Here is a 19,195-nt window from a genome sequence, read left to right on the forward strand (position 1 = left end):
CCCTACAGCCCTGAATTTAAGCTAGAAGGGGCTCAATGAGTGACAAAACAAGGATATAGGGGGATAGAAGGAGCAAAAGCAATGGGCGTGAGTAAAAGCGCCATGAGTTCTTGGTTGAATCAGTGAAAAGGGGAATGAGAAGGGAAAAGCCTCTCGGGGTCTCCTATGACACAAGAACAGCAAAAGAGCCGCGAATGAGAAAAGAAAATGAGACGAATAGAAGAAGAGAACAGCCTGTTAAAAAAGGCTTCAGCTCTCTTAATGTCAGAGTTCCTGAACACTTCCCGTGAGTAGAGAAACTTAAGAAGAGCCATGCAGTGACAGGCTGATGTCAAGTGTTTGGGATACATCAAAGCCGTTATCAATATGGGGTAAAGGGGGTTAATAGAATCAAACCTGAACAGATAGAGTGACAAGCTCAGGTACGTCAGGAGCAAGAACGATGTCTGCCATGGTATCAGAACGGGGTATTCCGCCAAGTCGCTATCGGGCAACGAGAGTCATGCGTCAGTTGGAACGGGTCAGCCATCAGCCACCGACTCATCAATATAAAAAGGCGAGACAGGAACATCAGGCTATTCCTGACGTGTGAGCGCGTCAGTTTTCTGTGGCTGCCCCTCATCAGATGTGACCTATCTCTGGGCAGGGAATCGTTGGACCTGTCTAGCCGTACTGATAGACCTGTTTGCACGTCAACCGACAGGATGGGCCCTCTCTTCTTCCCCAGACAGTGAATTCACCTGCAAGGCATTGTGGATGGCTTATGAATCAAGAGGACGCCCCAACGGCGTCAGGTTTCATTCAGCTCAAGGTTGCCATGACACGAGCCTGACGTTCAGGCAACCACTCTGGCGCTATCGTATGACCCAAAGTCTCAGCCGTAAAGGTCATTGTTGGGACAACTCTCCTATGGAACGCCTGTTCAGAAGCCTCAAAACAGAATGGGTACCCAAAGCAGGGTATCCAACTCAACAAGAATCCGGGCGGGATCTTATTGATGATCTCATTGGCTACTACAGTCAAACGCGGCCTCATCAATACAACGGGGGATGAACGCCAAATGAACCGGAGCGATTGTACTGGAAAAAACACAAGATACTGGCCTGTTTTACTTGACCACTACATGGGGCTTTTTTCAAAAAAGCCGTCCAACACAAACTCAATATCATTATTTTGGGGGGGACGGGTTCGGGTAAAACCACCTTTGCCAAGCAGTAGTTGACCTTTTTCCCCCCGAACGGCGAATGCTGACCATTGAAGAACTGAACGAATTAAAACTCCCGTATCACCCAAACCATGTTCATCTTTTATACGGAGACACGGTGTCATCTAAAGAACTGGTTTCTTGCTGCATGAGGATGAAAGGGGATCATATAGCTGAACGAAATAATTTTGGTTACGTCATGTAATGAGAAAATAAAGCATCGATACTGCAATTGACCGCTCTTCTTTTGCTTTTTGCTTCTGCCCATTTATGCTCAATAGGATAGATATTCAATGATATGCCCCGCGTCATCGATCACTTTTTGAGTGTCCAAACGTTTGTGGAAGGTCGCATTATCCATGACCACCACAGAGTCGGGGGGCAAACTCGGCAGAAGTATCTGAATGACCCAGGCGTGAAACACATCACTATTCACAGAACACATGAACAATCCCACCGCCATCAGCGCTTTTCCCAGTAACGCACCGATGCACATTGGTTCGCCCCTTTGCCTGCCAATTATGTTGACCGAAACAGCGTTGACCCCGTGGGGCATAGCCATATCAACGCGGCATATCATGGGCAAAGCCGCTTTCATCCAGGTAAACGACTGATTTTCGCGGTTTTTCATAGTCAGCTATCTTGTTTTGGAAGGCTTGCCTCATATCTTCGTTGGCCTTGGGATGATTGAGGGGTTTTTTTATAGGTGACGCCCAAATGTTTCAGGGCCTACCAAATGGCTTTGGTACACCCCCCGAAACGTTTACCCCTTTCATGCTGGTAAGCATCCGGGTAACGCTCAACATCCTTGAGTAAAGCCGCTTTATCTATTTTACGCTGCCGGGGGGAAGAGGGGTTCTTTTCAATTCGCTTCAGCCAGCGGGTAATCGAAGTGGCACCGATGTGAAAGCGTTTTGCCGTTTCTCTTATGCTCCACTTTTCTTTTTCTCTTACATTCAGCACGTGACGGCGAAAATCAACTGAATGACTCATCTCTCTCCCTTTCGAAATCATTAAATTTATTTCGTTAGGCTATATCATACTGGGGGACAGAAGGGGGAAATAATAGGGTAATAAGAAATAATCAAGGGAAACACAATAGAGAAAATTTAATCTAACTTATTAATTTTAATTGTTTTTAATATACTCTTTGTTTTCTTTTTTTTCGTATTCATTTACCAATACAAAAGCTGGAAAAAATTTTTCCTAATAAATCGTTAGAACTGACCTGACCTGTTATTTCACTCAGAACCTGTTGTGCCAAACGCAATTCTTCGGCTAAGAGTTCGCTCAAAAAATTTCCCGATGACCATTTTTGTCTAGCGGATAAAAGATACTGTGCCGCATTTTCTAGTGCCTCTAAGTGCCTCCGGCGCGCTAAAAATCCTCCCTCCATATTGCCTGAAAAACCCATTGTTTGTTGCAGATGTTCCCGCAAAAGATCAATCCCTTCGCCTGTTCGAGCAGAAAGAGAGATGAATGTGCCTTCCTCGGTTTCAGTCAATGCAACATCTTCACCTGTGATATCCGACTTATTGCGTATCAGAGTGATAGGCAAACGAGATCTGGATAAACGTGCCTCCCATTCTGGCCAAAGTGGATAGATTGTTTTTTCTGAGCTTGTGCTTCCGTCAACAATGAATAATATTCTGTCTGCTTGCTCAATTTCATTCCAGGCTCGTTCAATACCTATTTTTTCAACTGGATCTTCCGTTTCTCTAAGCCCCGCTGTATCAATGATATGCAAAGGCATGCCATTAATCTGAATCTGTTCTCGCAATACATCACGGGTTGTGCCTGGTATCTGAGTCACGATAGCCGTTTCCCTGCCTGTGAGCGCATTCAATAAACTGGATTTACCTACGTTTGGACGGCCCGCTATCACTATTTTCATTCCCTCACGTAACAGCTGACCTTGGCGAGCTTCCGAGCGCACTTTATCTAAATCATGAATCACCCTATCTAATTGAGTTTCAATCTTGCCATCAGATAAAAAATCAATTTCTTCATCAGAAAAATCCATTGAAGCTTCAATATAGACTCTTAAATAAGTGAGCGATTCTATCAATTGATTAATACGTAAAGAAAAAGTGCCTTTGAGAGAATGTAGAGCGCAACGGGCAGCTTGCTCGGTACTGGCATCAATGAGATCCGCAACAGCTTCCGCCTGAACCAAGTCTAATTTATCATTCAGAAAGGCCCTTTCAGAGAACTCCCCCGGACGAGCAATACGAACACAAACATCAGGCAGATTTAAAATCGCTTTGAGTAATAAATCCAGAATAATAGGGCCCCCATGCCCTTGTAGCTCTAAAACATCTTCACCTGTAAATGAATGGGGCGCAGGGAAATATAACGCAATACCTTGATCTAAAATATTCCCTTCGGGATCCTTAAATGCAAGATACTCGGCGTAACGCGCACGAGGCAATTTACCCAGTATCTCTTTCGCGACTGTTTTTGTGGCACACCCTGAAATACGCAAAATCCCTATACCACCACGTCCGATAGGGGTGGCTTGGGCTACGATGGTGTCAGTGTGACTCATGCGAACCTCGGTTTAGAATCTCTTGTGTATCATTGATACATCAAAAGCAGATTGAGCTTGTTCTAAAAAATAAGGTTGTCTATTGGACCGCTCAATAAAGTATTTATTTTAAATTATTTCTTTTTATCACGGTTATGTAAGCCTCGACTTTCCAAACCACGATAAATTAATTGCTGCTGTATAATGGTAACCAGATTACTCACGATATAGTAAAGCACTAATCCTGAAGGGAACCATAAAAAGAACACAGTGAAGATCACGGGCATAAAGTTCATGATCTTTTTTTGCATGGGATCTGTGATGGTACTTGGGGACATTTTTTGAATAAAATACATGGTCAGCCCCATCAGTATTGGTAAAATATAGTAGGGATCCTGAGCAGATAAATCGTGAATCCATAGGATAAAGGGCGCGTGACGGAGCTCAACAGAACCCATCAACATGTAATACAGCGCCAAAAAGATCGGCATTTGAATGATCAAAGGCAAACACCCACCGAGTGGATTCACCTTTTCAGATTTATACAATGCCATCATCTCTTGACTCATGCGTTGTCTGTCATCCCCTATGCGTTCGCGCATCTCTGTCAGCTTAGGCTGTAACATCCTCATCTTGGCCATGGAAGTATATTGTGCTTTGGTTAAGGGATACATGATCCCTCTGACAATAAAGGTAATCAGGATGATAGAAAGCCCCCAATTACCGACAAAACCATGGATAAATTTCAATAATTTAAACAACGGCTGTGAGATAAACCAGAGCCAGCCATAATCTACAGTCAAGTCAAGATGAGGTGCAATCACCGCCATCTTATCCTGTAGCTCGGGGCCCACCCATAAGGTCGCTGATAATTCCTTTTGCTCGCCAGGATTGACCAGGACAGGAAGGCTTTTAAAACCCGAGGCGACCAAACCATGGCCTAGGTGACGAGAATAAAAATCATGAGTTTCACCGGCGTTAGGGATCCAGGCTGTCGCAAAGTATTGCTGTAGCATGGCAACCCATCCCCCCTGAGTCGTGATATTTAAATTTGCATCTTCAATATCACTAAAGCTGTACTTTTTATATTTATCTTCTTTAGAAGAGTAAGCGGCGCCTCGATACGTATGTAAAGCAAAATTACTGCTAGCGGTATCACGATGTTTAGGAAGCTGAGTACTTTGTTTTAATTGACCAAAAAAATTGAACTCCAAGGGAGTACTGGAAGCATTGTTTATCCGATAAAGCACACGAATCGCATAATCATTACGTTTGAGGATAAAAGTTTTGGTCAATACCAAGCCGTTTTTATCCGTAAAAGTCAGAGGGATCTGCAATTCATTTTGACCTTCAGGCAATACAAAATGAGGCTGTTTTACGGAATAAACAGGGCGATGGCCATTGAGAGGATTATCTGGGCCATTTTTCCCAGTGAGTCCACTTTGAGCTTCATAAACAAAATCTGGTGTACTTTCGAGCAACTGAAAGCTTTTCTTTGAGCCTAAAGTATCTGGATATGCAAGAAGGTTTGCTTGTTGAATATCTCCCCCTTGTGTATCGATGGTCAATGACAACACATCTGTTGTGACAGTGATTTTTTGCCCTTGAGTATTGGAGAGCGGCACCAGGGTTGAAGTCTCTGTTCCATTATTATTAGTCACAAGGGCAGTACCATTTTCAACCGCTTTCAGCGGATTATGATCGACTTGCCAGGTTTGCCAGATCATAAAAGAGACGAAAAAGAAAGCGATAAGTAGAAGATTACGTTGTGAATCCATCTTTAATATTCTCTGTGATCGTGATGTTTCGGTGGCACAGGGTCGTTTCCTGCTGAATGTAGAGGGTGACATCTTATGATACGTTTGGCAGTAAGCCAGCTGCCTTTTATCACTCCAAATCGGCGCAGCGACTCAATGGCGTAATCAGAGCAGGAAGGATAAAAGCGACAAGAAGGAGGTAAAAAAAAGCGGGAGATCAATTGATAAGCTTTTATCAAATACAGCATCAACTTAATTAAAATTTTTGAACTTAATGAGAGTAACGACGCCATAATCTTTCCAAAACTGCATTCAAAACCTGGTTATCGAGCTTATCCACTCCTTTTTTAGCCAAAATGATAAAATCCATGGGCAACAAAAAATGCTGATGTAAACGAAAACTTTCTCGAGTCAGCCGTTTAATCCTATTTCGGTGATGTGCGTGTTTCACGTTTTTTTTTGAAATAGCGAAGCCAATACGTGGATGCTTTAGATCATTGATACGAGCAAGCACTGTGATTTGTTCAGTACTGGCTCGCTGAGGTTTTTCAAAGACAAAACCAAAAGAATGAGGAGTTAATAAACGTAACTCTCTTGGAAAACTAAACTGAACAACCAATGCTGTATGTATAATCAGTGAGAAACGGTGAGACGAGTACGGCCTTTTGCGCGACGACGAGCCAAAACTTGACGACCATTTTTATTGGCCATCCGAGCACGAAAACCATGACTACGATTGCGTTTTAAAACAGAGGGTTGGAAGGTGCGTTTCATGAAAATATTTACCTGAGCTTAAAATAATGACAGATGAAGCACGAAAAAATTGATACACTGAGGGCGGCGATTGTAATGATTACATCTTTTGGAGTCAATTTTAGATAGCAAATTTATTCTGTAAAAAAGTACAACCCTTTACTTTTTTTGAGGCGATTGTTCAAAACTCATTCAATTTTTCAGATTTTGTCATTTTTTAATTTAAGGCGATCTACAGAAGCGGTTATTTTATTATGAATAATTTTTAATATATTTCATTTTTAATGAATAAAAAACAAGTTTTTATATTTATTATTAAAAAATGATTTTTATACTATATTAATGTGCTTTATTAACTGATTTTATAAATCATAAATATAATCATTATGACTAGTCATATTTATTAAAAAAAGAATATCAGGATAACTTATATTACAAGGACAGAACTCATGGATAGATTAAAAAAGATTTTCAAAAAAAACTTTATTAAAAAAAGCGCTTCTCAGCCAGAATCCTTCCGAATTGAAGGGATGACATCAAAATTCAATGAAAAAATCGAAAACTCTATTGAATCGTTTGCCAGGTTTCCAGAAAAAATATGGGATAAATCCGAACTTTATCGATTTCTGATGGAAAGAGGATCAAAAATAAACGAAATCACCAGATCTTTTGATTTTTCTATTTGGAATAACTGGGATCAGGAAATCGAGAAAGATGCCCACGTGCTGATGAATATACGAGAAGTCCAAAAAGAATATTTTTCTAATTATACAGAAGGCGGGCGAAGTATTGGCATCATCTTCAAAGATTTGATCTTTTCTCAAATCAACGAACAGGATATCAACAAAATTGCCCAACAAATGAAGCAATATCCTCAAATTGATTTTAAAGAAAAACTTAAACTTATTTTACGGAACATGTTTTGGGAAATATTAAAAGAAGATCGGCCTGTTCAAATTTTTAAACCCCGGCTTTATGAAAAAGGCGCCATTCAACTTCATCAATTAAGCGATATGTATTCACGACGAAACGTTATAGGTCAAGCTGGAAAAATAACGTGGAAAAAGGTGAGCCGATGTTTTTTTGATTTTGATGTGAATAAAATGATTGAATTACCATTGCCTGACGGCAAAAAATATTTGCACGCGTCAAAAAGATAAAAAAAACTCAAGAAAATAAAGTGAATCCATTTATTTTTGAATTAGAAATTTCAGGAATAAAAAAAACAGATATTGTTATTCCAAATTTTGTGATATCCAAAAATACGCCATTTTCTATTTTTGTAAAAAATCATGAGTATCCCGTTTTATTTAAAGAAGAATCGAGTCATATTTCTATTTTAGAAACACAAAAATCAGACGGAACCACCAGAAAAGAAGTTAAGGTTAAAAAAAAAGGAATATTTAAAGAATCTTTTATTGAATCTTTCTCTATTGAAGAAGAAACAAATCCTATCGTCAGATTTAAAATAAAAAAACAATTTGATTATAATAAAAAAGACAACTTACAAACATTGATCCCAATCACTACAAAAGAGGGAGAAAAAATAATTGGCCGTGCAATATATGAATTTAATGATGGTACTACATTAAATTTTTGGGAACCCCATCGACCTGATAATCATTTAATTAATATGATACATAAAGATTTAAAACTCACACCAGATAACGAGTTAAAAATATTCAAAACATATTTTAGAGCAAAAATTGTTAATATTTTATTTAATCATAAAAATTACGATCAACAGACATTACACTTTTTTTTTAAAACGATTTTTGAAAATTCCAAATTAAATTCTTTAACTCAATTAGCGTTTAAAAGTTTGATAAAAAACAATAAAATTTCTATAAATCAACTCATCAGTCGAGAGTTTTTAGATAAAATGTTTTTTTTTAAAAAACAGATTTTTTCAAGTATTCAAAATAATTTAAATGAATTTATTTCTCCTTATATTGATGCGATTACTACAAAAGATATTTCAACAGCGGATCTAACCTCTTTTATTGACGAAAAAAGCATTGAAATTGTCCATGATGTATTCAATAAAATGCTCAATACCCCGCCTTGTGAATTAAAAATAGTGGGTCTGCAAGAACCTGGCCAAAAATCTTTGATAATAAACAGGCCATTAAATATGGATGATATTGGTAGAAAAGTGCCTGTTATTCTAAGGAATATGAGGAGCTATGCGCGAGTTGATCCTATTTATGATGAGAGTAATTATCAATCTACTGATCGTAAAATGATTGGATTTCAACTTAAGATCTCAGGTCTTAATCCCCGAGAAATGCAAATATTAGACCGGTATGGTTTTGGTGACAGTAAATTTAAGTTACCGGGTTTCGATAACGAAATCATTTATCAGGTTTTTTATAAAAAAAATCTTTTTATTCCTCATGATCATCTACAGCAGACCAGCGCCAATATTGCTCCATTGGCTCTTGGGGCAAATTTTAAAATTAATTTTACCGATAAAATCATCATTTCTCCACTTGAAGCGAGACTGGATAATTTAGAGACGAAGACCATCGATGATGGTAGGCAAGAAATAGAAGCCACAGTTAAAATTCTCACAAAACTGACTTCTCAGCAAATTCAGCATTTAAAATCACACTCCATTTTACAAAGTAATGTTTTAGTATCTCATGCTCAAATGCCAAAACGGGCGACATATGCGAAAGTGGTGTATCGTGTCACTCATCAAGAAAAAGCAGGTACAGAAAAAGAAGAAACCATTGGTTACTTTCAAAAGCCACCCGCAAAAAACCAGAGTGTATCAAAATTAAAAAAAACAATCGCCGATCAACTCTGGTCAACCGTAAATATCGACACCCTTATTCAAGAAATGGAAATGAATATTCTTGCAGGGCGGGCACCCAATTTCAGGCCAGGTCCAGAGACAGCTGAGAATGCTCTTGTAGGGCATGTGATTTTAAAATTGGATTATCAATGGAAATCCACTGAAATCGCGCAAAAAATCGCCAATGAATGCACAGGAAATCTACTTCTTATTAATCTCACAAGAGAAGGAGAATACGAAGCGTTTGGTGATAAAACCATTTTAAACCGATCATTAAACTGGTGGATAGTGGGAGAAAGAAAAGGCCAATTTGTCGGCGGATATTCCGCCACAAATTTAGCAGAAGTCATCGCCGATCTGACTTCAAGCCTGCAAGAAGAGTTACAGCTTAATCATCAACCTAATCCTGCAAACATCAGCGTTGTCAGTGACAATACAGACAATACAGAAGAATTTAATAATGCATTGATTTCGTCGCTCCGTGAACAGGGTATTTCTGCCCGCATCCCTAATGAAGTCACTGAGCCATTGATAGAAAAAGGCCTTCGCGTTTTTGCACTGTTAGAAGCACTGAAGTCAAAGCAACTGAGTTTTAATCATCTCAATGCCAATCAATGGAAAGATTTGGCCAGTTTCTTTCAGAACATGAAAGGCACTTTAGACACCAAAAAATTACTTTTACATATCACTGATCCTGAAATTTTAAACCGCTTTGGCGCTCATATTTTGAGCTTAGAGGGAATAGATTTCCCCTTTTCTTTTAAAGGTTCGCAGGCATTGGATGCTCTGGAACGCAGGTTTGAAGTGCAACGCAATGTCAACCTGGCGTTACGAGAATGGAGTGCGATATATGGCGGTTCATTCAAAATGCTTCCACAAAATTTTTATATTCCAGAAATTCCAGGTGCACAATTAAACGCAAGAGCACTGATATGGGCTTATTATCATGCGAGCCAAATGGGTGAAAACGCGCGGTTAAAATTTTTTACTCTTTTAAAGGCCAGGGCGGCACTTCAACAGCAAAGACATAGAGGCCTGATTGACTCATCTGGTCTTAGAGACTTAGAGGAGTTTGATCTTCGTTTCCATCACTTAAAGTTAACACAGGCAAATGTGAACCGCCCTGCTTTAGATTATTCTTTTACATCCTTAATAGAGCCAGGCGATTACCTCTTATATTCAAAAACAGGCGGCTCATTAATGGTGAGTGTTAAAGATTCAGTAAAGCAATGGCATTACACCCTGTATGACCCCAACATCGGTGAATTAAAAATCAGTGTTAATAAAACCCCGGCGGCCTCTCAAATACTCGGACAGGCTTTAGAAAAGTATTTCAATCAAAAAATCAACCCGCTAAATCAGAGTGCTCGAACCATCGGTGAATATTATGGCTTTAGAAAAGAAAATAATCGCTATCATATTTCAATATTACCACTCAATCGCGCGTTGACAGAGGTCTCTGATACTGCGGCTGACTTAAAGGCCGCGCTCAGAGAGTTTCACGCACTCTCATCTTCATTGAAAGATCCTCAACAAGTTGTTGTTGATAAGCCACAGAGTCTTCCCATTAACGCTTCAACAGAAATCATTCATCCGCTTTCCTCTTCAGTCAATCCAGAACCAACCACCAGCAAACCTGAGACAACAGGCTCTCCCGTAAAAAAGACAGAGCCCGGCACGGTATCCAGGAATGCGTCGCAAAAAATAAAACAAGAGAAGCTCAGACAAATTGATCAGCGTATGGGCACGACTTTCAAAGTCATGAAAATAGGCTCAACAATAGACTTTATGATCGACTATATAAAATATTTTGTTCTTTTCGGCAAAAAGAAGGAGATGAGCCAAGAAGAATCTCAACTGACCAAATATCAAAATATGCAAGCCATCAATCTGACGGTTAATTTTGTGGTGGATGGGATGCAATACACTTTTTATCATCGAATGAAGGAGATGCAAAAAGGCTCGAATATTTCCAGAACGTTAATGAGTGTAGCCACAAAAATAAAATTACAGGGGAATGCTGTCCCAAAAGGCATTCAAATGTCGGCCCAAGCCTCAAAAATGAGAGGGTTGATTGCAGGCGCTTTTGCGGTAAATACCTTAAATTTTATTGGTGTGGTATTTGATATTTATTTCACCTATGACTGTTTTAATCAGGCTTCTACTGAAAAAAATGCGGATAAAAAAACGGACTTGATGGTACAGGGAGTATTTCAGTCTATTCAGTTGGCCAGCGGTGTAGTCGTAGCCATCAGCACTTTGGGCGCTGTTTTTATGCCAAAAATGAGTGTTGCAGGCATGCTGTTAAGCGCGTGGACATTAGGATTGTCCATCTCAATGGCTCTGGCAGCCAAGGTGTATTCTTCTATCAGTATGGTGAATGTGGTCTCAAAAGAGATCGGGTTAAGCACTGCCGAAAAAGTAAGAGAGGGGCTTTATATCTCTTTAATGAATCATCCAACACCTGAAACACAAAACAGGCTCACTGAAAAGAAAACGAGGGAAATATTAAAAGAAAAATTTGATATACAAGTAGCTGAAAAGGCCCATAAAACATTCAATTTACTGCAAAATATCCATGCCAGTGACTATTTTTATGTGACATCGGATTTCATTTTACAAGAGAAGCATTATATAGAGCTCACCTACTTCACGAACAATCACACCAAAGGAAGGGTGCCTCCTTCTTTTGAAAGTTTTTTTAACGGAAAGCAAAATATTTATGACCATTCGAATCTACCGGGTTATTTTCATCCTGAAGAAGTAGAAGAAAGAAAACATATTTATACAAAAATGATCAATGAAATGAAGCCAAATCCAGGGAAGGGCACTCTCGTCACGCATTACCAGGAAAATGAAAGCCCCTATTGTTATTACGATTTCGTTCGATTCACTGAGTCAGATGATGTGGTTAATGCCAATGAATTATCAGAAAATTCTTTTCTTGTTGAGCAGCTCGAAAGAGCTTCTTTCCCGAATTGGCCATTGATCACTGAACCTGCTCATTCTAACGACCTTAATGGTTCAGATCAAAATGATGTGTTAATTCTTCCTGGAAATCAGCTGGGGAGTATCAGTGCATATGCAGGCGATGACATTTTAACGCTACAGAACGGCCTTGCGATGGGAGGAATTGGAACGGATACGTATTGTATTGTTCGCAGCGTCCTTAAAAGACCGTATATCAATCCGAACGTAGTCGATAGATTTACGGTGGATATCATCGATCAACCCGGAGAGTTCAGTTACATAATGCTGAATTATGATTTCAACGAGCTCAAAAAAATGGAATTGTTACGAGAGGGGGATTCGTTTTATCTTGTGCTTTCAATGAATAATCAAAATAACAGCGAAACGGTCATAAAAATAAAAGATGTCTACCGTTTAGATACCAAAAACGAAGCGTTACTTGTTTTGAGCAACAGGTTTACCCTCATTACAGACGACGGGTTATTATTGGCACCTCTTTTTCCTGCTTTTATAAAGACCCCTATGGAGCAGGGAAACATACCATTTCACCTGAAATTTGATGCGATATATAGCGTTGATTATGATCAAGCCTCTCATCAACCGGCCTTGATTGACCCAGTCAATAAAACTTTAACAAAAACCATAAAAAACAGGACCAGGGTGATTCAGCTATCTGATGATATCCATTTTATTAAAGACCAGCCTATCGGTAGATCAGAATTATGTGCTTCGTTCTCGGCGTTTTTAAAGCCGAAAGAAGACAGTAGCGCCGTCTTTGATTTGGGTGGAGGAAATGATAAGGCAACAGGATATCTCAATAAAAAAAATCATTTTTTCCCGGGGACAGGAAACAAGCAATATCAAGGCGGTCATTTTGCAGATATTTTTAATTTAGAATCTGGTCAGGCGACAGGATCTAAAGGACGAGACACCTTTAACATTTTAAATCATTCTCAACCAAAAGATGCGAAAGTGATCATAGTAGAAGAAAGCAATGAATGTAGTGATATTTATCTGCATTATACATTGAGAGATATCGAATCGATCCGTCTTGATGAAAGAGGAAACGAGTACGATCTGAACATACGGCTTAAAAATGCCAACACCACTTACACCACGTTAATCCTGAGATCGTTATATCGCCAGGACTCTCAAGAGTCTGCGGCGCTCATTTTAGATAAAAATGCGATTTTTTATACTCAGGATGGCGCGTTGATGACCCCACAGTGGCCTGATAAACTGGAACAAAAAGAAGAATTTGAAGGGATATTTAATGTGCAATATCACTATTTACATGATCTCAATCATCAAGACTATTTTGAAAAAATACCGCCTGATCAAGTCAATATCCTTTTTAAGATTGGTTCAGGCCAAAGCCCAGATATCATCAAAGTAGGAGAGAACGAAATTGTCCTCACCAGGGAACAAAATCTGATTCTGAGTGACACACCTTTTAACGATAAAATGGAAGGTAATGAAGAAGCGAATATTTTTTTCAGTTACAGAGGAGCAGACTTTTTAATAGGAAACACGGGACAAGACGTGTATGAAATAGGCCTCGATGATCGAAAAATACCCAGAACAGTAGTGATCGACAATCAAGACGATCAATCAGAGCCAGAAATAGATGAAATCATTCTTCCCATGAACATTGATCAGATGACTCAACCCATCCGAAAAGACGATGACATTATTCTACGCTCCAGGCTGGAGTACGATTCACAGAAAGCGTTAGAGATTGTTTTGATCAATTTTATGAAGGGAGAAAAGTATCGCCACATCAAAATCAGAGATGCCTCAAATGGCCTGTACGATATAGATGTTGATGATTTTGATCAGCCTTATATCGGGCAACCTAAAGCAAAAGTCATCCCCTCAGAAAGTAGTGATGTGATCCTTATCACAGATGCAGAAAATTTACCGCACCTGTTTTTTGCTCAGGCAGGAGATGACGTAGTCGTGGATAAAAGCAGGGCAGCAAGACACATCAAAGGCGGTTTAGGCGATGACGCTCTGATCAATCACAGCCTTACCGGTAAAACCCTGGATGGAGAGCAGGGCAAGAATGAACTCCACGGACATGATGGTGATGACATGTTTCAATTAGGTCGTGGTATCGATCACGCAAATGGAGGGAAAGGGGATGATTTTTATGATTACACCTATCGCGATGGTGACGCGGAATTTCCTGCTGACGATCAGGTGAAAGCCATCATTCAGGATAAAGAAGGAGAGAATACATTAACATTAAATCAGGTGACGTTAGAGAACATCCAGTATCAATGGAAAAACGAGGGAAAAGATCTTCATCTGTTCATATCGAAAAAAGCCAACCGTGAAAAGCAAGATGAAATTATTCTGCAAGACGTGAGTGAGTCCATTGCGAAAGTCATGCTCGGTGAACATAGTATGAACATTGAGCAACTTATTCAGAGTATTTCCGCTGTCATTCCTCAAGACCCTGAGGCTCAAGGCACTGATCGTTTTGTTCCTGATTTTGCCTCTGAAAATCCGATGCTTTCTGGGCAATGGGTTCATTTTTAATGGGTATTATGGTGCTTTGATCAGATTCAGATGGATACACAAACCCTGGAGTCAAACTCCAGGTCGTTTTTGAAAGAGCTCTAAGCATGAGGTGTCACAAAAGATAACGCTCTGTCAATCACAGAAACATCTGCTCCTGATTGATAAGCATTTTCGCTGAGATAACGACGCCATTGTCGGGCACCTGCACAGCCTTGAAATAAGCCTAACATAGGTCGAATCAGATGTTTCAGAAAAGTGCCACGAGATAATTCTTGTTCAATATAGGGATAAAATGCTTTGATTGAAGCGGTAATATCGATTAGAGGGTCTTGTGCATTAAAAAGCTCAGAGTCAACCTGAGTTAAAAGGGTTGGGTTTTGATAAGCGGCTCGGCCGATCATCACACCTTCTACATATTGCAGATGTTGTTTCGCTTCTTCTAGTGTAGAGATTCCTCCATTGATCACAATATTTAACTTTGGAAAATCTTTTTTTAACTGATAAACCCGAGGATAGTCTAATGGAGGTATTTCTCGATTTTCTTTTGGACTCAATCCAGAAAGCCAGGCTTTTCGAGCATGAATAATCACAGTATCAATTTCACGGGAAATCTTTTCTATAAATTGAGACAAAAATTCATAGCTATCCTGCTCATCTACACCAATACGGATTTTGATGGTCACGGGAATTGAAACCACGTCACACATCGCTTTCAAACAAACACAAACTTGTTCAATATCTTGCATCAAAGCGGCTCCGAAGGCGCCTTTTTTGACCCGAGGAGAGGGGCATCCCAAATTTAAATTAATTTCCTGATAACCTCTTTGTTCGCCTAATTGTGCGCACTGAGCTAATTCAAACGGATTATGCCCCCCCAGCTGTAATGCAACAGGTTGTTCTTCTTCACTATAGTCAAGGTAGTCTGCTTGACCATAAATGAGTGCGCCTGTAGTCACCATTTCTGTATATAGAAAGGCGTTTTTTGTTAATAAACGATGAAAATACCGGCAATGTCGATCGGTCCAATCGAGCATGGGCGCAACGCAAAATCGGTGGGAGAAATATTTTGGAGCTATGCCACTGTTTTCGCTGTTCTGTCGCGGGTTATGGGATTCTTTATTTTCGTGCATTTTTTATGTCGTATTTTTGCTTTATCAGTACACCATAGGGTACACCAGATCAATGGTGTACCGGGATAGGGGATACAGGAATTGGCAGAAGTATGGCTTACTATAACATGGTAAAACGTCCGCGTGCTGACGGTACTCTAAGGTACCGCTGAACTGCTGGCGTGAAAGAAGGTGGCAAACATCTACACCGCGAAACGCGAACCTTTGGCAAACCGCTTCATCCATAGTTAACCATGATGTGAGTTACGTATCTTCTGTTTTAGCTTCTGCCAAACCTGTCTACGGTATCGACTACATAACCCACCCCGCAACCGATGCAAGGCCACTCCTGCTCCAGATGGGGTTGACAGGAAAATCCAAACGCCGTAGCCGGCGCCCGGTAAGTGACGAATTGGATAGATTGTTGGAAAGACTGGAAGCACGAAGCGATCACGTTGTCGCTAAAATCCCCTTCGTTGATATTCTGAACTTCTCAATACTAAGTTGCATGCGGGTGGGTGAGGTGTGCAAAATCAGGTGGGAGGATGTGGACGAGAAACAAAAAGCGGTACTGGTGAGAGACAGAAAAGACCCGAGCAAAAAATCGGGTAATCACATGCTAGTACCACTGCTCGGAGAAGCCTGGGCTATAGTGCAGCGCCAGCCCAAAACCAGCGAATTGATTTTTCCCTATCATCCCCGCTCTGTCACCGCTGGTTTTCAGCGTGTGCGTAACGCTTTAGGAATAGAAGACTTGCGTTATCATGACCTGCGGCGTAATATACGATATTTTAAATGTGATTTAACAATCACTTAATTTTTATTATGACTTGTGATTTTGCTCAAAATCAGGAAATTCAGTGCTTTTTTCAATCTTTGATTTTCTCCCTCCTCCCCCTTTTTTACACTCTCTTCCAGCATGATGCTGTACCTAGGGTTCACCCAAGATGGGGGCGACTATTTTGATGGTTCAGACCCCATTTACCTTCTCCTTAAATCCCTATAAATTTCATGCTTTTTCCTCCATGACGGATAAGTCAGTAACAGTAAAAAGGCATATATAAAAAAGTGCACTTAAGATTTGAAGTAATTTATTTACAAAAAATTGATTAAATAAAGATTACTTGACCTTTTTTTTATTAAAAGAAATTCAATATCTGAATTTATTAACTTTAAATTCTTTCTATTTGAAGATCAGATTTGATTGATGTTAAATCAAATTACAAAATTTATTTCAATCAAAGTAAGAGTGCATTATGCCTAGAATAAATAAAATGTTTTCCAATACTGAAAAACTCACAACTCAAGAAGAATTAAAAATTCACTATAAATTTCTAAAAACCCAGAAATCTAATATTGCAAATAAAATAATTAATGCCAATAACATCAGCGACTTAAAATTTAATTTTTTACTTAAGAAGTTTAATGTAGTTCAACAAAAACAGATTCGCTTGATTGATAATCGTATTAAACTTTTACAAAAAGATCTGGCTGATCTTAAAAATCCATTAAAAACTACAACAAGCGAAACCGAAATCAAAAATACAGAATCGATAATAAATATATTAGAAAAAAAAAGAAAAAAAATATTAGATGAAAAAACATTAAAATTAAAGCGAGCGGCGGATATAAAAAGGGAGAATCTGGAAGCACGACATCCCGGTAAAATATACTATGATGAACCGATTACGCCGTTTATCCCTATGAGTACGGGTGACGCTTTAATAATATTAGATGAAAATACATGGATAAATAGAAATCACCAAAAAACGCAGAGCACAAAAACGAAGGAAAAGATGAAGTCGGCCTTTGATGTTCTAGAAACATGTGATGCCGAACAACTCATCAAGCAGCCGAGTCAGTCTAAAGGAAAGCTTCGCTCTGTTTTAAGGTATTCTCAAAAAACATTGAGTGGTTGTTGTTGGGGACACATGATCGAAGGCATAATACAGAAGTCTCAAGGAAAAAATTTAGATTCTTCAATGCGATTTGGTAACCAAATAAAGGCCTCATCACTGAATAAAATCATCAAGAACCAGATGGAACATGAGAAACAATATGAAAAAATTTTGAAGCAATACACAAAAACTTTCAGTAAGTATCAGAGCCTTAAATTGGATTACGATAAAGGCATGACTCAACATGTTAGTGAGTTAAACGTACTAGCAGAAAAAATCAACAAACTGGCGGAAAAAATTAGAAGTGCAGCTACAGGAGAAATCTATCTAACAAAACATGATTTCATCAAAATTGGTCAAAACACGCGTGAATTAGAAAATAAAAAAGATAAAAAAGCTGTTGAGACATTTGTTTCATCGTTTATCGGTGATATGACAGCTAATAAAGAACAACATCAAAAAGTTTATAAAACAATTGCACTAAACAATAAAAAAGGTTTCGCTCATGCGGTGAGTATTTTTCTTGAAAAGCAAGGAAAAACAGAAACATTTACTTTTTCTGATCCAAATTACAATCGTTTAGTATGTATTGATGATAAACAAAAATTTGAGAATTTTTTGCGTAAGAATTTTTCAGAAAAGTATTTTATGAAATTAAAGGAGGTAATAGTGACAGATTTTATTTATAAATTGGATGAACAATCTTGAAGTCTCTGGTTGTAAATAAATTGGTATCAAAGTTTTTTTGCATGGCGTTCAACGGTAAGGAAAATAGACGAACTTTTCAACCACTACTTTCATGCCGGAGAAGCGATTTCAAAAACCTTAAATCAATAAATGAGCGGTCATTTCACGAAATCGGTAATAAATTCAGCGGCCAGAGGGCCTATGGCTTTGCTCGCTCTGTCCATCCATTTTTCTTTTTCCCTCACCGCTTGCCGCGTCCGTTCTGCCTCTGTATAGGTCCCTCTCAACACTTGATGATCGTCAAAAATCCATTCTCCATTATTTTCTGCGCCCTCAGGCAGCGAATCCAGCTCGACAATATTGCAATTTAAAGGGAATAAGGTAGAAGCATCTCTCGCGATAGAGACCACCGTGTTTTTTTCATCAAACATCACTTTGAATGTGTCTGGCTGAAACGTTTTTTGAAGGTCATACCAATCATCGCCGTTTTCATCCTGTAGGTATGAAGCATTGATGTTGTATTTCAACTCCCTTTGTTTTTCTGATAATGCTTCAATATCTGTCTTGTTAAAATTTTTATACATCTTCATCACATTATCCCTGCCCTACGGTTATCCACTGCCCATTAATATTTTTCTGTATGAATCGGTAATAGGCATAGCTTTTTATCTCCCAGAGACCATCCGTTTTAAACCCAGTGACCACGGCGCCGTTGGGGCGTCCTCTTGATTCATAAGCCATCCACAATGCCTTGCAGGTGAATTCACTGTCTGGGGAAGAAGAGAGCTTCAGTGTGACATCGATACCTTGTTTTCAGAATATATAAATTAATCAAAATTAAATCGCTTAGCCATAAAGGTTACTGACAGATGTAGAACTGGAGTACTGTTAAGCGTTAGCAAGCTCGGCAGACGTCAACCAGATTTGGTCCTTGTGAGAGAGGGTTTTTAGAGCGGTATTGCGA

Annotated in this window: 13 protein-coding genes and 3 pseudogenes; 6 read left to right on the forward strand and 10 right to left on the reverse strand. The window is 39.2% G+C overall.

Annotation, left to right across the window (positions count from 1 at the left end):
- Positions 1-39: 39 nt before the first annotated feature.
- A pseudogene (locus AACL23_RS06125) lies at positions 40-1,116 on the forward strand (IS3 family transposase).
- Between the two features lie 15 nt (positions 1,117-1,131).
- A pseudogene (locus tag AACL23_RS06130) lies at positions 1,132-1,376 on the forward strand (ATPase, T2SS/T4P/T4SS family); the annotation flags it as partial.
- 102 nt (positions 1,377-1,478) lie between these two features.
- On the opposite strand, the gene AACL23_RS06135 reads toward AACL23_RS06130, so the two are convergent.
- From AACL23_RS06135 to rpmH, 7 genes are all read right to left on the reverse strand, one after another.
- Positions 1,479-1,835 carry a transposase gene (locus tag AACL23_RS06135; RefSeq protein WP_339050724.1) on the reverse strand — a complete coding sequence of 119 codons (357 nt, stop codon included), beginning with the start codon at positions 1,833-1,835 and terminating at the stop codon, positions 1,479-1,481.
- A gap of 98 nt (positions 1,836-1,933) precedes the next feature.
- Positions 1,934-2,197 (reverse strand): IS630 transposase-related protein, encoded by a 264-nt coding sequence (locus AACL23_RS06140; RefSeq protein ID WP_202972847.1) that lies wholly within the window; start codon positions 2,195-2,197, stop codon positions 1,934-1,936.
- Positions 2,198-2,375: 178 nt separating this feature from the next.
- Complete coding sequence (mnmE, locus tag AACL23_RS06145) at positions 2,376-3,752, reverse strand: tRNA uridine-5-carboxymethylaminomethyl(34) synthesis GTPase MnmE (protein ID WP_100096886.1); 1,377 nt, start codon at positions 3,750-3,752, stop codon at positions 2,376-2,378.
- A 113-nt stretch (positions 3,753-3,865) separates the two neighbouring features.
- Positions 3,866-5,509 carry a membrane protein insertase YidC gene (yidC, locus tag AACL23_RS06150; RefSeq protein WP_015874343.1) on the reverse strand — a complete coding sequence of 548 codons (1,644 nt, stop codon included), beginning with the start codon at positions 5,507-5,509 and terminating at the stop codon, positions 3,866-3,868.
- Between the two features lie 2 nt (positions 5,510-5,511).
- Positions 5,512-5,781, reverse strand: a complete 270-nt coding sequence (gene yidD / locus AACL23_RS06155; RefSeq protein ID WP_044612389.1) for a membrane protein insertion efficiency factor YidD — start codon at positions 5,779-5,781, stop codon at positions 5,512-5,514.
- Entirely contained in the window at positions 5,760-6,107 is a 348-nt protein-coding gene (gene rnpA, locus AACL23_RS06160) for a ribonuclease P protein component (protein ID WP_015874345.1), read from the reverse strand. The genes yidD and rnpA overlap by 22 nt, the downstream gene beginning before the upstream one ends.
- Before the next feature lie 14 nt (positions 6,108-6,121).
- Positions 6,122-6,262, reverse strand: a complete 141-nt coding sequence (rpmH, locus tag AACL23_RS06165; protein ID WP_015874346.1) for a 50S ribosomal protein L34 — start codon at positions 6,260-6,262, stop codon at positions 6,122-6,124.
- A gap of 428 nt (positions 6,263-6,690) precedes the next feature.
- Between rpmH and AACL23_RS06170 the strand changes: the two genes are divergently transcribed.
- Both AACL23_RS06170 and AACL23_RS06175 read left to right on the forward strand, forming a co-directional pair.
- Positions 6,691-7,401 carry a hypothetical protein gene (locus tag AACL23_RS06170; protein ID WP_339050730.1) on the forward strand — a complete coding sequence of 237 codons (711 nt, stop codon included), beginning with the start codon at positions 6,691-6,693 and terminating at the stop codon, positions 7,399-7,401.
- Positions 7,402-7,421: 20 nt separating this feature from the next.
- Positions 7,422-14,555 (forward strand): hypothetical protein, encoded by a 7,134-nt coding sequence (locus AACL23_RS06175; protein WP_339050732.1) that lies wholly within the window; start codon positions 7,422-7,424, stop codon positions 14,553-14,555.
- 80 nt (positions 14,556-14,635) lie between these two features.
- Here the strand turns inward: AACL23_RS06175 and dusA are convergent, their stop codons facing one another.
- Positions 14,636-15,667 carry a tRNA dihydrouridine(20/20a) synthase DusA gene (gene dusA, locus AACL23_RS06180; protein WP_339050734.1) on the reverse strand — a complete coding sequence of 344 codons (1,032 nt, stop codon included), beginning with the start codon at positions 15,665-15,667 and terminating at the stop codon, positions 14,636-14,638.
- A gap of 92 nt (positions 15,668-15,759) precedes the next feature.
- Here dusA and AACL23_RS06185 point away from each other — a divergent pair.
- Both AACL23_RS06185 and AACL23_RS06190 read left to right on the forward strand, forming a co-directional pair.
- Positions 15,760-16,424 (forward strand): annotated as a pseudogene (locus AACL23_RS06185) (tyrosine-type recombinase/integrase); the annotation flags it as partial.
- A gap of 478 nt (positions 16,425-16,902) precedes the next feature.
- Complete coding sequence (locus AACL23_RS06190; RefSeq protein ID WP_339050736.1) at positions 16,903-18,252, forward strand: hypothetical protein; 1,350 nt, start codon at positions 16,903-16,905, stop codon at positions 18,250-18,252.
- A gap of 137 nt (positions 18,253-18,389) precedes the next feature.
- Here AACL23_RS06190 and AACL23_RS06195 read toward each other — a convergent pair whose 3' ends face one another.
- Both AACL23_RS06195 and AACL23_RS06200 read right to left on the reverse strand, forming a co-directional pair.
- Complete coding sequence (locus AACL23_RS06195) at positions 18,390-18,821, reverse strand: tail fiber assembly protein (RefSeq protein WP_339050738.1); 432 nt, start codon at positions 18,819-18,821, stop codon at positions 18,390-18,392.
- A 4-nt stretch (positions 18,822-18,825) separates the two neighbouring features.
- Positions 18,826-18,972: a hypothetical protein gene (locus tag AACL23_RS06200; RefSeq protein ID WP_174888513.1), complete on the reverse strand. Its 147-nt coding sequence runs from the start codon at positions 18,970-18,972 to the stop codon at positions 18,826-18,828.
- Positions 18,973-19,195 lie beyond the last annotated feature (223 nt).

It is taken from the genome of Candidatus Williamhamiltonella endosymbiont of Tuberolachnus salignus (assembly GCF_964019775.1).
Taxonomy (GTDB): Bacteria; Pseudomonadota; Gammaproteobacteria; order Enterobacterales; family Enterobacteriaceae; genus Hamiltonella; species Hamiltonella defendens.

Bases quoted from the DNA above. Each gene is read 5' to 3' on its own strand.
- rpmH (WP_015874346.1), bottom strand. From the start codon at position 6,262: ATGAAACGCACCTTCCAACCCTCTGTTTTAAAACGCAATCGTAGTCAT.
- AACL23_RS06190 (WP_339050736.1), top strand. From the start codon at position 16,903: ATGCCTAGAATAAATAAAATGTTTTCCAATACTGAAAAACTCACAACT.
- AACL23_RS06195 (WP_339050738.1), bottom strand. From the start codon at position 18,821: ATGAAGATGTATAAAAATTTTAACAAGACAGATATTGAAGCATTATCA.
- yidD (WP_044612389.1), bottom strand. From the start codon at position 5,781: ATGGCGTCGTTACTCTCATTAAGTTCAAAAATTTTAATTAAGTTGATG.
- AACL23_RS06140 (WP_202972847.1), bottom strand. From the start codon at position 2,197: ATGAGTCATTCAGTTGATTTTCGCCGTCACGTGCTGAATGTAAGAGAA.
- yidC (WP_015874343.1), bottom strand. From the start codon at position 5,509: ATGGATTCACAACGTAATCTTCTACTTATCGCTTTCTTTTTCGTCTCT.
- AACL23_RS06135 (WP_339050724.1), bottom strand. From the start codon at position 1,835: ATGAAAAACCGCGAAAATCAGTCGTTTACCTGGATGAAAGCGGCTTTG.
- dusA (WP_339050734.1), bottom strand. From the start codon at position 15,667: ATGCACGAAAATAAAGAATCCCATAACCCGCGACAGAACAGCGAAAAC.
- AACL23_RS06200 (WP_174888513.1), bottom strand. From the start codon at position 18,972: ATGGCTTATGAATCAAGAGGACGCCCCAACGGCGCCGTGGTCACTGGG.
- AACL23_RS06170 (WP_339050730.1), top strand. From the start codon at position 6,691: ATGGATAGATTAAAAAAGATTTTCAAAAAAAACTTTATTAAAAAAAGC.
- mnmE (WP_100096886.1), bottom strand. From the start codon at position 3,752: ATGAGTCACACTGACACCATCGTAGCCCAAGCCACCCCTATCGGACGT.